This is a genomic window from Pseudomonas sp. B7(2017), assembly GCF_002112745.1.
Classification (GTDB): domain Bacteria; phylum Pseudomonadota; class Gammaproteobacteria; order Pseudomonadales; family Pseudomonadaceae; genus Aquipseudomonas; species Aquipseudomonas ekonensis.
Genome location: NZ_NEIP01000013.1, coordinates 15,747 through 29,438, shown reverse-complemented (window position 1 = coordinate 29,438; position 13,692 = coordinate 15,747). Strand labels below are relative to the sequence as shown.

Below are 13,692 nucleotides of genomic sequence, written 5' to 3'. Positions count from 1 at the left end.
ATCTATAGTTACCGATGGATCTGTCCACTTTCTGTTATCCCCCACTTGGAGTCTGTGCCGAGCCAAGCCCAAAGAGGAGCCCGCCATGACCGCCGTCGATTGCCTCAAGTACTTACGCATCGTGCTGGTGTTGGCAGGCCTCGCGTGCCTTGCCCTCTACCCGCTCATGGTGTTCTGGCCGTCCGGTTGGGCCTGGCACACCGGTCACTCGGACTACCCGATGATGATCGTCGGCCTCTACGCCACGCTTGGCGTGTTCCTGATCCTGGCCGCGCGTGACCCGTTGGCCCACTTGAGCCTGATCGGGTTCACCGTGTGGTCCAGCGCCGTGCACGCAGGCATCATGACCGTCCAGGCGCTTACCCAGTCTGGGCAAATGGGGCACCTGGCAGGTGACGTGCCGGCACTGTTCATCGTGGCGGTGGCCTTGGCCGTTTTGACACGGCGCGCGCGGTCGGTCGCTCGGCCCAGGACAGGCAACGGGGCCTGAGAGCAGGATCAAACCAGGAGCGGTGTGGCTGCCGTCACCCGATTCTTATAGATATGCAGATCAAGCCCCACGGATGCCCACCCACGGCTCAGATACCCGCCCGACAGGTACGTGGCAGAGTCCCGGATATAGCCATTGGGATCCATCAACTGGGTATCGCTGATGTGCACGACGAAGTGGCCATTGTAGAAATCGAAGCTGAAGAAAGGCACCGTCCACGATTTGCTGATCAGGCTGATGATCAGATAGTCATCGCCCAGCACGCCGCCCGGCATCGCGCAGGTGCAGCCGCACGACCAGTTGACGCTGCTGCACGTCTGCAGCCCCATGCGCAGCCCGGCGTACCAGGGGCGCACGGACCAATTGGTGATGATCTCCGTCGGTGCATAAATGCTGACGGTGGGCTCATGCGTTTTCAGGTAGGTGGCGATGTTGGCGGGGGTGCTGCCCAGGAAGTTAGTGCAATCGACCGTACGGGTATAGGTCATTGCGTGCGTGACTTCCGCGTTTACATCGCCGCTTACCCCGTCCGCCACCCCTTCCCTCAAACCCAAATCCCTCAACCAGTGCAGCACATACACGGCACAGGCAGCCCCGCAAAACGGGCCGTTGCCTTGGTTAATCGGGTCGGTCAGAACGAATGGCATGACTCGAATCTCTCCCTGAAAAATGCTGGCGGATCCCGCCTCTACTCCCTGAAAACGCGCAACGACACCCGGTGTCCCAGACACTCTAGTGCAAGCGTACTTGGCGGATTTTGGACTTTTTAGACCAAGTCAACATGAGCAACACGATGGTTATAGCCATTGTGGATTCACGGTCTTTAACTCCATTTCCAGACCCTGCACAATCCCCGGGCTCTGTGCGACAGGACGTCCTCATGCAACGGATTGCGATCTCACTGATCCGCCAGTAAACGTGACAGCGACTGCGCCAACGCATCCCCATCACTTTCGATAGATAAAAATGAAAAGAACGCTCATCGCGCTGCTGGCAAGTTCGATACTCCCCCAAACAACGCCCGCTTTCGCCGACACCCTCAACGGCAAGAACCTCTATGCCCAGCGATGCGCCGTGTGCCACGGGCCGGACATCAAAGGCACCGGCCCGCTGGCCAAGCGAAGCAACCCGCCGACACCGGACCTGACGACACCCGCCTTCAAGAAACGGCTTAATGAATATCCGGGCGTTATCGTGTCTTCGGTCATTCTTCGCCCCAACGGCGACTTGATTCCAAGGACCCTGCGGGAGAACGGCGTGAAGATTCCGCCCCATGCCTGGAGCGTGAATGACTTTCGCGATTTGCATGAGTACATGACTGGCGTCATTTCAAAGGCGAAGTAGCCTTCAAATTGATGCATGAGAAAAGCAGACGAGCATTCACGATGACGCAAGAAAGCCTAATGGGGTGGACATATTTTCCATGTACGTCCGCTGCCTACCGTAAGCCAGCGCCTGTGAATGACATCAATCGCCGCCGGTAAACATGGTTAAACACAACCAGAATCAAGCAATTTAGCCAAACCACGAAATAACATCACGCGAATCAGAGTTTGTGGAGGTCAAGACACTGTTAATCGCGCAAAATTAAGAGCCTAGCAGGCTGCCAACCCCGCTTATTGACTTATGACCTTCCTAACCAGAGTCAACTATAAACCTTATGCTTCCACGGAAGCGCACACAGTGCCTTGGGAACCGGATTGTTCGTATTGGATAGTTAACAATTAATACAAAACCGATTCGCTACCGATTAAAGCGCCCTCAAAGCTGTATTCAGTACAAAAAGTACCTACCAAGACAAAAACAAAAATATTTATTGACATCTAGCAAGGCTGAATGATATTCATTAGCATCCCTGAAGGGTAACCTAGTTGAATATAAATAAAGGAATAATTCATGTTCAAAAAAAACAAAGCTCAAGCTCCTCGTTCCACGAGGACCAGCTTCGTGACATTCAAAGCTAGCCCTACCATAAATGGATACAGTGGAGGCTGCATCATGGAAGGGAAATATTTTGTTTATCGGCCAGACTGTGGCGGCCCAAGAATCCCTAACCATTGAAGCCCTAAATAGTTCACTGAGTACTCAGCATTGAGTACTCAGTTGTTATTTCAAAGAAAAGCCAAAGGAATGGCCGTGAGCAATAAAAGACAGCCCCATAGGGTATTTTCACCTTTTTCAGATAAAAACCTAGAGACAAAAAAAAACCAAATAACACATGTGAACCCTGTATTTTCTGGAAAACTAATAGTCATAAACAAGAGCAACGGTAAAATCGTTGCCGATAATGACCAAGCCAAAATATTAGACAAAGACGAAATCCTTCGTCAAATTTCATTCGAAGAAAAAATAACGACTTCAAGCTATTGGGAGAATTGCCTATTACTACCTCCCGGATGTACGTACACACACGATCAAAAAAATAATACTGACAATATCAAAATTAATTTTCCTCACCAGGAAAGCATTGATAGCAACGAAACTCCTGATCCGTTTAACATACTTCTTACTTGCATCGCTGAAGAACATCAAAGAAATGGCCATTGCAAAATTGTGGTTCGGCTGTCCGGCGGCGTTGACTCAACATGCTTACTTCTTGCAGCCATAGAAATTGCTGGGGCAGACAATATTATTGCGATAACTTGGACCGATGAAAAATCCAGCTCCAACAATGATCGCAACGCTGCCACCGCCCTTTGCAGAAAACTAAATGTAAAACAACTTCTATTCAAGTTCGAGCCACATTATCTTTTTCAGAGTATCGAGCCAGGAGATCACTTATTTCTTCATTCCGGCATGGCGTCTGATAAAGTCTTCGAAAAAGAGAGAGAGTTCCTAAATTATAAACTGAATGAAGATTACATTGTACTGGATGGTCACGGTGGGGATCACCTTTTTTTAGATCCTGTTCCCGCTGCCGCATTTCATGATTTATTACGAAATAAAAATTTTTTTCAAGCCGTTAAAATTGCTGCAATGGTGGCAAAGCTAAGCGGAGCTAGCCTCTATGAAACGATGGTTAGCGAACGAAAGCAGCGAAATCATGAAAATCTTCTACGAAATCACTTTTTAAACGTAAAAACCCCACCTTCGCTGAACATAGAACAGCCAAAGAATCTATCAGATGAACATATACAGGCTGTGGCACAAGCCCTATGCCAGAATGCCTCAAGTTTATTTTCAAACAAACAAAAAATTAAGGTTGTGTACCCATTCACAACCAAACGAATGGTTGACTATGTGTTAAAACAGAACCCGTACGACATGTTCAACCATCACGAAGTTAGAATTCCACTAAAAAAATCCGTCAAAATAAAATATTCAGACATCCCCCTAAGAAGTGACAAGGGCCACATCACGGGCGCATACCAAAGAGCACTCAGGCTCCATGAAGAAAAAATCCTGAGTAGCCTAAGAGGTAGTTGGCTTGCAAAAGAACGCCTGATCAATGTTCCCAACATTGAAAAGGCACTCAAACGTTCAATGATGGGTATTGGTGGAATGGAAAAACTTCTAATTAAAGTAATTTGCGCCTCTCTTATAAAATAAGTCTGAATATATGAACATGCCTTTTCAGCCCCATGCGCACCACATCCTTATGCACGACCAACTCATAATCCTCAATGAAAGAGAGGACTCCTATATTATCCTTGATGAATCTCAATCAAGGGCACTAGTCAATGGAGACACACGTAGCGCGTCATACCTGGCGGTTATTACAGAGCTCTCCAAGCTAGGCATTATCAACAACTCAGCTGAAAAACTGCAGCCACTCAATAAGGCTTGCGAAAGCTATGAGGGATTAGACAACTATGTCTGGAAGACAAACAACATAAAAACACCAAGCAACACAAAACTCCTACCAACGCTACGCGCCTTAATGGACTTATTTCTGCTAAAAATAAACTTAGCATGGTTTGGACTAGAAGATACTTTAAATGAGATGAGAGCATCAAAAAACAAAGCAACATCAAAAATCCCACTTGACCGAACCGCTAATCTTGAACATTACGTTCGTGGAATCCACATCGCCTCTTTAGTTCTGCCATTCAAAATAAAATGCCTAGAGTCTTCTATATGCATATTCAAACATGCCACGAGGAACAATTTTTCCTGTGACTTTTTTATTGGCGTTCAACTGTACGACTTTCTTTCGCATGCGTGGGTAGAGATTGATGGGCAAGTAATAGCTGACGACAAGGATCTCTCAAAAAAGCTACCAAAAATCTTAACCATTTGAGGCAAAATCACATGAACTGGATCAATCAGTACATTAAGAGTTTTAGAATTATAGCAGCCAACTATCGTTGGTTCATCGCAGGATTCTCTGCAGTATCGGCGATATTCATCTTTTGCAGCGTTCTGAACTCTCTACTTCCAGTCTTGTTGCGAAGCGCCGCAAATACTTTCGAAAGTGAAAACAACGTTCAAGCAGAGTTTTTATTTTACTCCGGGTGCTACGCAGCTTTATGGACATTCTCACAAGTCCTCTCCAACATTCGAGGCGTCTTTTCCGCTTGGATACTTGCCAAGTGCGACGCCACCATTTACGAGGCCATTGTATCCAGAATATTTAGATACCCATATAGAGCACAGCAAAAACTTGATCCGGGATACGTAGTTGCAGATATAAACAGATCATCAAGTAGCTTCAGCATGGTAACAGTTGGTATTTTTTGGACAATTGTCCCCATAATAGTAGAAATCACGATCGCCATAAGTGTTCTTTATACAATAATGGGAGCGATGTATGCAGCCCTGTTTTTCGCTGTTTGCATAATACTAGTTAGCATCTCCATTTATGTCGCAAAATCTAGCTCTAGCATTCATAGAGCGCTATTCGAGGCTGACAACAACCTGTCCAGCTACACCATTGAGAGACTTGCTCGCGTCTACGATATAAAACTCAACAACACCCTGATGAAGGAATTTCAGTCCAGCAGAACTTTTTTTGACAATTATGTCAATACCATCAGAAAGGCAAATCTTGCTATGGGTGTAAAAATCGCTAGTCAGGGACTTGCGATTGGTACAGCGCTAGCATTTTTCATAATGCTTTCAGGGCTTAACTATGACTCGACCTTCACTGCCGGCGACTTCGTCATGGTGGTTGGGTATATAACCATGTTTACTTTGCAACTGCATATGCTAGCCGGAACCCTTATAAATCTACAGGCCCACCTAGTATCTTTAAACGATGGAATTAAATACATCGAAGAAAGTGTAATCAAACCTATTCACCCTCAAGAGCACTCAGAGATCGAAGGTTTTACCCTAGAAGGTGTTTCGCTAAAAAAAGACAATAAACCTATTCTTAACCAAATCAACTGCCAATTCAAAACCGGCATGAACATAATATCAGGCTGCTCCGGCGCAGGAAAAACAACGCTTATTAATGTACTGCTAGGATTTGAGCACGAATATACAGGTGCCGCATACTACAAGGGGCTTTCGATAACCGAAGCGCTTAGTGACCATATTCTTTCGGAAGTCGCCGTGGCTCCACAAAAACCGATTCTGATACCTGGAACTTTTAGGGATAATTTAATCTATGGAGCTGAAACGGTTAGCCCTCAACGATTGAGACAGGTTGTTGAACTATTAAGGCTGACTCCATCAGGTTCTGACATAGATACTTTTCTATCTAGTCCTATTGACATTTCGGGCAGTGGACTGAGTGGAGGAGAAAGACAGCGAATTGCCATTGGCCGAGCTATTTTAAGAGAAAAGCGGACAATTATACTGGACGAACCAACATCAGCTTTAGACGAAAAAAGCTCTCAAACAATTATTGACTGGCTCGTTCTCAACATACCGTGCCTGATAGTAGTCACACATGATGAAAATTTGAAGAAGAAATACGGCATTGCACTTGAACTTAGCAAAGAACCTATTGAACCGGAGGAGTGCATATAACATCTCCCCATATAATAGGTCACTTAATCAGCGATGGCAGCATTTTGAATCAGTACATGACTGGCGTCATTCCAAAGGCGAAGTAGCCTGGGACTTTGTCAATCCCAGCGTCCATAGGAAGGATAATGGGCCCTTGTGCGGGCCCATTACCTGTTGCGCTACAGCGCTCGCACCGGAATGCAGATGTCGCAGCTGAATTCACCGGTCCGGACGTCAAATGCGGTGGCCGCTTCAAACCTCTCAAAGCAAGGCCGATCGTCGCATTGCAGTCCGCTGGACGGCATCCACTCGCGCGTCAGCCAAGTCCAGGCGTTGGCCAATCCCTCGGTTTTCCCTTTGAAACCCGCCACGGCGTAACGGCCACCCGGCAGGACTTGAGTATCCACCTGGCCGCCGGCCACGAAATGCGCGGGCACTTCGACGCAAGCGTCATAGCGGCACTTGTCGGCCGGCGTGATCGAGGGGTCGTCATAACCGATGCCGTAGCACGTTTGGTCACTGAGGCCATTGGAGTGCATCCACGGCGCAATGGCCGCTCTCCAGAATTCGCCGATGGCCGGACCGTACGGGCCGATAAAACGTTGATACGCGACTCGCGCTTTTGGTAGATCAATGATGCGTACTTCCATGGCGATGGCTTCCAGTGGCCGATAAGAGCCGCCAGATTCACCGAACGCGCCCTCGCCTGCCTGATGGCGATTGCCGAAGACCTGATCAGGATTGCTCTCTTGGCCGCCGGGTGACTGCCCGATCGCGGCCGCCTGAGCCTTGAGCCGCTGAGGCGTGGTGTCGCGCCAGGCCGATGGCGTGCAGCCGAACTTGAGCTTGAACGCCCGCGCAAACGCCTCGCCCGACTGGAAGCCAGTGGCCAACGCGGTTTCAAGCACCGTTTCATGGCCGCCGCAGGCCAACCGTAACGCCGCCTTCTCGAGCCGTCGCCGCTGTGCATAACTGCCAAGCGTCTCTCCCATCCAGGCGGCGAAAATCCGATGGAAATGGAAACGCGAGAAATTGGCGATGTCGGCCAAATGCGCGCCATCCAGAGGTTGATCGATGTGGGCATCGATGTAGTTGAGCACGCGGTTAATCCGTCGCGCGTACTCAGCGCGGGAGGCTTGGGCGGAGGGGTTGGTGGTCATGTTGGGTAGTCTGAAGGTTACCGTTCATGGGGGTGTTGAGCTGTTGAGGTTCTGCGACAACCGTAGCTCGTTTTATCGACGTAGGATTGAGTATTCGCGACTGGCGAGTTTTGCTTGTTGCCGCCGTCAGCTGTGGGTCGAAGGCGGCCTCATTTTCCATGGCGGCTATCGGCCAATAGCAGTCGTTCGCGGCCGGCTGCTTACGACCCATAGCTGCCGGTCAGCATCGGCGGAAATTGGCTGAATTTTGATATCTAGACGAGGCTATTGTGTCCGCTTTCGGTTTTTTTCATGGTTGTATTAATTGCGCTCTACACAGACCTGCTGAAACCACGCCGAAAAATTCGGCCACCTTTCATTCGTCGCGCCATTGTAAGACCAAAAACTTACCTCACCGGTTTTGTGAGACGCAGAAGTAGTCGCCATTGCCCTCAACGAAAGGGAGCCAGTCCTTTGGTACACCGCTATGGTTCCATGCTGACTCGGCAATTTGAAATATGTCGACATCGCTGCTCCCAGGAAGAATAACAGCGGGTTCAAAATAGGCATTCGCCACGTTACTTCCCCCCCCTTTAAAAACTCGACATAGGCGGGAGGAAAATGGAAGTAAGGTTACGTTCTGCTTCTGCGATATCTGCGTCTTCAAGGACACGGAACGGATCGCTAATCACAAACGAGTCACCTTACGCTAGGATTAATGAGCAAACTGTTTGGTTCCGTCAGCGGAACCTGGCTATCGAAGGATTAAAAACTTATACCCCAGCGAGGCCGGGACACGGAGTTATCAGGAGGGGCGCAGTCCCAATAATCAAGTCTGGTCGCGGCCTGCTGCATGGCTAGAATTGTCTAGGTGAGTTCACCTTACGTATACCACTGGACAGCTCTGCTACCACTCGGCCGACGGACAAATCTGTGTGATAATAGCTCTGCGCGGGTGATCGCATGCGGTTGGACGATATGCTTCTTAGAATATTGATATGAGATCAAGATTTGAATCCGGAATATATACACCCACCCCCTAAATTCAGTGCTGCTGCGTGGGTCTATTGAACAGACGCATTACAAACCAGTTGGAGTTGTAAAAAAATGACAGAAGAGCGCAAGGAGAAAGATATTTTTCTTTATCGCCCCATGCGAGATAACGAATATAATTCATGGGAAATTCTGTCTGTAGATGATTATGCTCAGGATTTAATGGCTAGCCATCTCTACAGTCAAACCAAAGCGAGATCAGAGGCTTTCAGAACCTATAGAGTCGCATTGCCGCAAGGAATGAACACGAAGAACAACCATTTTCGAGTTTACGAAACTGGGGGGCAGGTGGCTGGATACATTTGGTTCAGTGTTGATAATGACTCAGCGTTTCTGTCAGATATAATTTTACTTCCTGAGTTTCAGGGTAAAGGTATAGGGAAGAGTTTTATTTGTGAGCTTGTAAATGAACTAGGCGCTCTAAAAATCAGTGAGCTAGAGCTCAGAGTGTCTCCTGACAATCATCGTGCTATGAATTTATACAGAAAGTTAGGTTTTCGAATCACTGGCTTTGACATGAGTCTCTTATTGGATACAGAAGCACCGTGTGGATAATTAGCTAACTTTCAATCAGCTGATGATTGGTAAGTGGATAGGCAACATGCCTTGCACAAGACAGGCAAGCGTCCCCTGATGCGGTAGCAAGTACCCGATCTCACTGGCCCGCTGTGTCGGCAGTCGTGTCAGCACATCTTTGAGATAGGCATACGGATCATGCCTATTCATGCGCGCCGATTGGATCAGCGCCTCGACCATCTACAGCGCCATTGCAAATCCGGCGGCACAATCGCTGGCACCCCACAGACCGTGGGCACTGTCGGTCTAATGGATGCGCGCCAGGCGTAGAAGATGGCTGCCGTGAGTCCAGCTGGCCGGGAGATGGTGGACCAACACGGGTCGGCGTGATTGCCGGGCGAGCAAGAAAAGGCTCCCGCACAGGAGCCAGGTGTGGGAGCAGATTGAGCATAGGGCGGAAGTCAATGTAACGGTGGTGAAAGACCGTAATCGGCCAGTAGTATCAAGCTTTAAAAGCTTCCTGCACGCTGTCTGATTCGAGAATGCTCAAGAGGTGGTGTCGATCAAGCCTCTTGTCGAATCACCGGCGGCTCAGTCAGCATCCTCGTTCATGAATGATTGGGCTATGGACGATACGTCCTGGTCGCCATGCCCCATTGATTGCGCGTGCTGAGCCACTTGGCACACAGCGTCGAAGACCGGGGTACGGCGATCACACGCAGCGGAGAACGAAGCGGCAAGGGGCCTGTGCTTCGAGACTTAGGTATCCACGCGGCTTTGAAAATGGCGGTGAATGTCTGCTCTTGGCTGTGGATTCAACCGGCCGACGCAACCGCCGGCACGATCAGTACCCTGCGTGACAGCCAGGAAGCGATTGATGTCTGCCGCCGTCAACAGTCAGGCAACCCGTCCCCCGCCCCTATCAACATCTGCACCAGATTCTCCGGCCACACCGTTTCCTGCGTAGTGTTCAACGCCTGAACCGACCACCAACGATGCTCAGCCATGACCTTCTTCTCATGCTCGGTCCATTCCGAACGGCAGAGGTCGTTGTCCGGAACATGCACGACAAAGTACTGCTCGACCGCCAACACAGGTTCTCCGCTCGGCAACAGCAGCGACACTCTGCGCTCCGCCACGGGGCCGGCCACTTCGTTGACGTGAATGCCTGTTTCCTCACGCAGCTCACGGATGGCCGCGGCGTGAAACGTTTCGCCTTCCTCCAGGCCGCCGCCCGGCGTCGCCCAGTGGCTGGTGCCGGCCAAGGCATCGTCGTGGTGGCAGAACTTGAACAGCAGGACTTCCAGAGAAGGGTTGATGACCAATAGCCGGGCTGCCTTGCGCTCTCGCATCTGTTCGTTCCCTGAGTGAAAAGGCGCGCAGGTTAAGGGTGACTCCGGGCAACGGCAAGGCACAAACTTCACCCGTCGCGCCAGTGCCGGCAACCGACCCCGTGCGCTCGCTGGACAGGTGCGCTTGCGGCCGATAGCCTCCCCGCCTGATACCTCGCCTCACGGACCGACTGCGGAGAATGCAAAACATGATGTTGAGACTGGATCAGCCGTTCTCCGAACAAGAGCTTGCGCAAGCCGATGAGCTGCAGCTTTACAACGTTTCAGACAAAACATGGCCCATCGTGCTGTCCAACTGCAACGCGGTCGAACTTCAACTCCGCCTCCTGAAGCTGACATCACTTGAGGGAATCGCCGGGTTAACGAACACGCGGCGATTGAAGTTGGAACGGGCGAAGAAAATTGAAACGCTGGCGCCTGTCTTCCAAATGAAAGGCCTGACGCACCTCACCGTCGAAGAGTGCGTGGGACTGCATCGGCTCGACGGGATCGAAGCCTTGAGCGAACTGACTGAACTGCGCCTGACCGGCACCTTGTGGGGCGGCTCGACACCGCTGCGCCTAAACACCCTCGAACCGCTGTTACGCCTTCCCAGGCTCAACAAGCTGTCGCTGGCGAACCTGAAGCTGGGCGACGACGATATCACTGGCCTTGCCCGCTGCACCCACCTTCGCCATTTGAGTTTGACCAATCAGTTTGATCGCGCTCAGGTCGCCTTTCTCGCCAGCCGGCTGAACGGGCAACTTCTCGAACCTTTGAAGGCCTACGTCACAACCCATATCGGTTGCGCGACGTGCAATGGCCCGACGGCCATGTTCACGGGGCGGAGAATGCCTTTCCTTTGTTCGGCCTGCGATGCTCCGAGGTTTCAGAAGCTGACCCGTCAATTCGAACAGATGGTGATCGATGCATCGCTCCCGGCGATGTCGCAATCTGTATAGGGCAAGATCTTTTGGGGCTGCACCCGACAGAACCGGCCCGCCAACGGCAAGCCTTTGCGGCGACCGGACGCAAACGCATTTGAAGGTTGCCGGGCGATTTGATGAAATGGCCGCGCGGTTGTGCGAAGCAGCCGTCGTCTGACGAGAGTGGAAAAATGAACCGTCGCAAAAAGATCAATCAACTGCTCAAGGCCCACGCGAAAAAGGCCAGCGCCAAACTGGCGCCCAAGAGCAAGCCCAAGTACATCTGCAAGGCGGACCGGTTGAAGATGGCGGCCGAGGCCAGTCAGGCGTCGGCCGAGGCTGCGCAGGACGCCGCGCCGGTTTGACCGTTTGGGGCGGTTCGCTGCGCTAGCGCTGCTGCAAGGCGATCTTGACCCCCAGCCCGACAAACAGCGTCCCGATGATTTTCCCTTCCCAGCGCCGCAGCTTCGAAAGGCCTTTGATGCACCGGCTCAACGGGCGGATGCTGACGGAGATCAGGCTGGTGTAGATCGCGCTGAGCCCTGAGAAGATCAGCCCCAGCACGGCGAACTGGCTCAACGACGAGCCCGATTCCGGATGAATGAACTGCGGCAGGAACGCCAGGAAGAAAATCGCGGTTTTCGGGTTCAGCACTTCGGCGCCGACGGCCTGGAAATAGGCTTGGCCCGGGGTCACGGCAGGCAGTTTGGCCTGTGCGGCAGCGCCCGGCTTGGCCAGAAAGGCGCACACGCCCAGGTAGATCAGGTAACAGGCGCCGACGATCTTCACCACGTTGAAGGCCAGCGCCGACGTCATGAGAATGGCCGACAGCCCCAGCGCCGCGCTCAGCGTATGGACCAGGTCGCCGGAGGCGACGCCCAGCCCGGTGGCGATCCCCACTTTGCGTCCGCCCTGCAGGGTGCGCGTGATGACCAACAGCACGGCGGGGCCGGGAATCAAGAACAGGCCGATCACCACGGCCACGTACGTCACGATAGATGCCGGATCGAACATCGCGTATCCCCCTCAAGGCAGTTCAGCGCCACAGTTATCCTGATCTGGCCGCCGAAAGCAACCGAGTGCCTTTCTCCCCGTGCGCGCCGACGTGAAAACAGGCTTAATGCCCAGGCAACTGAATGGCACCCGCATCGGGTTTCGACCACGGACGAAGGCAGGCGCGCCCAACGGCGGCCCCGGTTGTTCGTGCTCTTTTCTGCTCAAGGACGATAACGACATTGAAAACAGCTTTCGGCGCCCTGCTCCTGACCTGCGTGACAACCCTCGCACTGGCTGACGAGACCCCGGTCGGCTTCCATGCTTCGACACTGCCGGACACGGGCAACGGGCGTGCCGTGGAAATGGTCGTCTGGTATCCCGGCGCGACGGCCGCAGCAACGCAACTGATCGGCGATGACGTGGTGTTCATCGGCGCACCCGCCGTGCGCGACGCGCCGCCCGCTGCCGGCGAGCATCCCTTGGTCGTGCTGTCCCACGGGTTCAGGGGCAACTGGAACAACCAGACTTGGCTGGCCAGTGCCTTGGCCCACCGAGGTTACATCGTCGCCGCCGTCAACCACCCCGGCACCACCACCCACGACCGCAGCCCTGAGGCCGCGGCGCAGTTGTGGCAACGTCCGGTCGACATCAGCCGGGCCATCGAGGCCGTCACCGCCCAGCCTGAGAGGTTCGGAGCGGTGGCCGAGCGCCGGATCGCGGTCATGGGCCACTCGTTGGGCGGCTGGACAGCGCTCGAGATCGCCGGTGCCCGATTCGATCCGGAGCGTTTCGCCGATGACTGCAAAGCCCACCCGAAGTTGGCCAGTTGCACCGTTTACCGGCAGATGAACCCCGCAAGCACCGCAGAATCCAGAACCGCCCAGGGCGCCGACTGGCGCGATAAACGCGTCACGGCGGTGGTCACCTTGGACCTGGGCCTGGCACGGGGGCTGACCGATGCGAGCCTTGCCGCGCTGCCGGTGCCCACGTTGGTGATCGCCGCCGGCGTGCCGTCGCCGGAGCTGCCCGCACAGCTAGAGTCCGCCCACTTGGCCAAGCGTTTGCCCCCGGCCTCAAGCACTTACGTCGAAATCAGCGACGCCAGTCACTTCAGCTTCCTTTCGCGGTGCAAACCCGGCGCGCAGGCGTTGCTCGAAGAAGACTCGCCCGGCGACGGCATCATTTGCCGGGATGGCGACAACGGCCGCCCGCGTGAGGCGATCCAGCAGCAGGTGACTACGCTGATCACCGAGTTTCTGGCCCAGACGCTCTCTGGCCGATGACCGGCGCAATCCACCGTCGCAAGCCCCGCCCAGCATCACCAGTTGCGCGATGCCGACGGCGGT

General features: G+C 52.7%; 13 protein-coding genes and 2 pseudogenes. 9 read left to right on the top strand and 6 right to left on the bottom strand.

Going from position 1 to position 13,692, the window contains the following annotated elements:
* Positions 1–85: 85 nt before the first annotated feature.
* Entirely contained in the window at positions 86–490 is a 405-nt protein-coding gene (locus CAG29_RS21095; protein WP_085585554.1) for a DUF6632 domain-containing protein, read from the top strand.
* Positions 491–498: 8 nt separating this feature from the next.
* On the opposite strand, the gene CAG29_RS21090 is transcribed toward CAG29_RS21095, so the two are convergent.
* Positions 499–1,137 (bottom strand): hypothetical protein, encoded by a 639-nt coding sequence (locus tag CAG29_RS21090; RefSeq protein WP_085656473.1) that lies wholly within the window; start codon positions 1,135–1,137, stop codon positions 499–501.
* A 319-nt stretch (positions 1,138–1,456) separates the two neighbouring features.
* On the opposite strand from CAG29_RS21090, the gene CAG29_RS21085 reads away from it, so the two are divergent.
* The 4 genes from CAG29_RS21085 (at position 1,457) to CAG29_RS21070 (ending at position 6,406) form a co-directional block, all read left to right on the top strand.
* Positions 1,457–1,834, top strand: a complete 378-nt coding sequence (locus CAG29_RS21085) for a cytochrome c (protein ID WP_085639332.1) — start codon at positions 1,457–1,459, stop codon at positions 1,832–1,834.
* A gap of 792 nt (positions 1,835–2,626) precedes the next feature.
* Entirely contained in the window at positions 2,627–4,039 is a 1,413-nt protein-coding gene (locus tag CAG29_RS21080; RefSeq protein WP_170930390.1) for an asparagine synthase-related protein, read from the top strand.
* A 49-nt stretch (positions 4,040–4,088) separates the two neighbouring features.
* Complete coding sequence (locus tag CAG29_RS21075; RefSeq protein WP_176244833.1) at positions 4,089–4,730, top strand: lasso peptide biosynthesis B2 protein; 642 nt, start codon at positions 4,089–4,091, stop codon at positions 4,728–4,730.
* An 11-nt stretch (positions 4,731–4,741) separates the two neighbouring features.
* The gene (locus tag CAG29_RS21070) at positions 4,742–6,406 is read left to right on the top strand and encodes an ABC transporter ATP-binding protein (RefSeq protein WP_085632858.1); all 1,665 of its coding nucleotides are present in this window, start codon (positions 4,742–4,744) and stop codon (positions 6,404–6,406) included.
* Between the two features lie 158 nt (positions 6,407–6,564).
* On the opposite strand, the gene CAG29_RS21065 is transcribed toward CAG29_RS21070, so the two are convergent.
* Positions 6,565–7,485: a GyrI-like domain-containing protein gene (locus CAG29_RS21065; RefSeq protein WP_256576803.1), complete on the bottom strand. Its 921-nt coding sequence runs from the start codon at positions 7,483–7,485 to the stop codon at positions 6,565–6,567.
* A gap of 360 nt (positions 7,486–7,845) precedes the next feature.
* Positions 7,846–8,216, bottom strand: a pseudogene (locus CAG29_RS29160) (SMI1/KNR4 family protein).
* Between the two features lie 415 nt (positions 8,217–8,631).
* On the opposite strand from CAG29_RS29160, the gene CAG29_RS21055 reads away from it, so the two are divergent.
* The gene (locus CAG29_RS21055; RefSeq protein WP_085639338.1) at positions 8,632–9,132 is read left to right on the top strand and encodes an N-acetyltransferase; all 501 of its coding nucleotides are present in this window, start codon (positions 8,632–8,634) and stop codon (positions 9,130–9,132) included.
* Between the two features lie 15 nt (positions 9,133–9,147).
* Here CAG29_RS21055 and CAG29_RS21050 read toward each other — a convergent pair.
* Both CAG29_RS21050 and CAG29_RS21045 read right to left on the bottom strand, forming a co-directional pair.
* Positions 9,148–9,330: pseudogene (locus tag CAG29_RS21050) on the bottom strand (transposase domain-containing protein); the annotation flags it as partial.
* A gap of 653 nt (positions 9,331–9,983) precedes the next feature.
* Positions 9,984–10,445 (bottom strand): NUDIX hydrolase, encoded by a 462-nt coding sequence (locus CAG29_RS21045; RefSeq protein ID WP_085632852.1) that lies wholly within the window; start codon positions 10,443–10,445, stop codon positions 9,984–9,986.
* Between the two features lie 179 nt (positions 10,446–10,624).
* Here CAG29_RS21045 and CAG29_RS21040 point away from each other — a divergent pair, with 179 nt between their 5' ends.
* Positions 10,625–11,386, top strand: a complete 762-nt coding sequence (locus CAG29_RS21040) for a leucine-rich repeat domain-containing protein (RefSeq protein ID WP_256575566.1) — start codon at positions 10,625–10,627, stop codon at positions 11,384–11,386.
* A gap of 155 nt (positions 11,387–11,541) precedes the next feature.
* Complete coding sequence (locus CAG29_RS21035; RefSeq protein WP_085585542.1) at positions 11,542–11,715, top strand: DUF2986 domain-containing protein; 174 nt, start codon at positions 11,542–11,544, stop codon at positions 11,713–11,715.
* A gap of 22 nt (positions 11,716–11,737) precedes the next feature.
* On the opposite strand, the gene CAG29_RS21030 is transcribed toward CAG29_RS21035, so the two are convergent.
* On the bottom strand, positions 11,738–12,364 hold the full coding sequence (locus CAG29_RS21030; RefSeq protein WP_085585540.1) for a LysE family translocator: 627 nt from the start codon (positions 12,362–12,364) through the stop codon (positions 11,738–11,740).
* 221 nt (positions 12,365–12,585) lie between these two features.
* On the opposite strand from CAG29_RS21030, the gene CAG29_RS21025 reads away from it, so the two are divergent.
* The gene (locus tag CAG29_RS21025) at positions 12,586–13,629 is read left to right on the top strand and encodes an alpha/beta fold hydrolase (RefSeq protein WP_085695080.1); all 1,044 of its coding nucleotides are present in this window, start codon (positions 12,586–12,588) and stop codon (positions 13,627–13,629) included.
* Positions 13,630–13,692 lie beyond the last annotated feature (63 nt).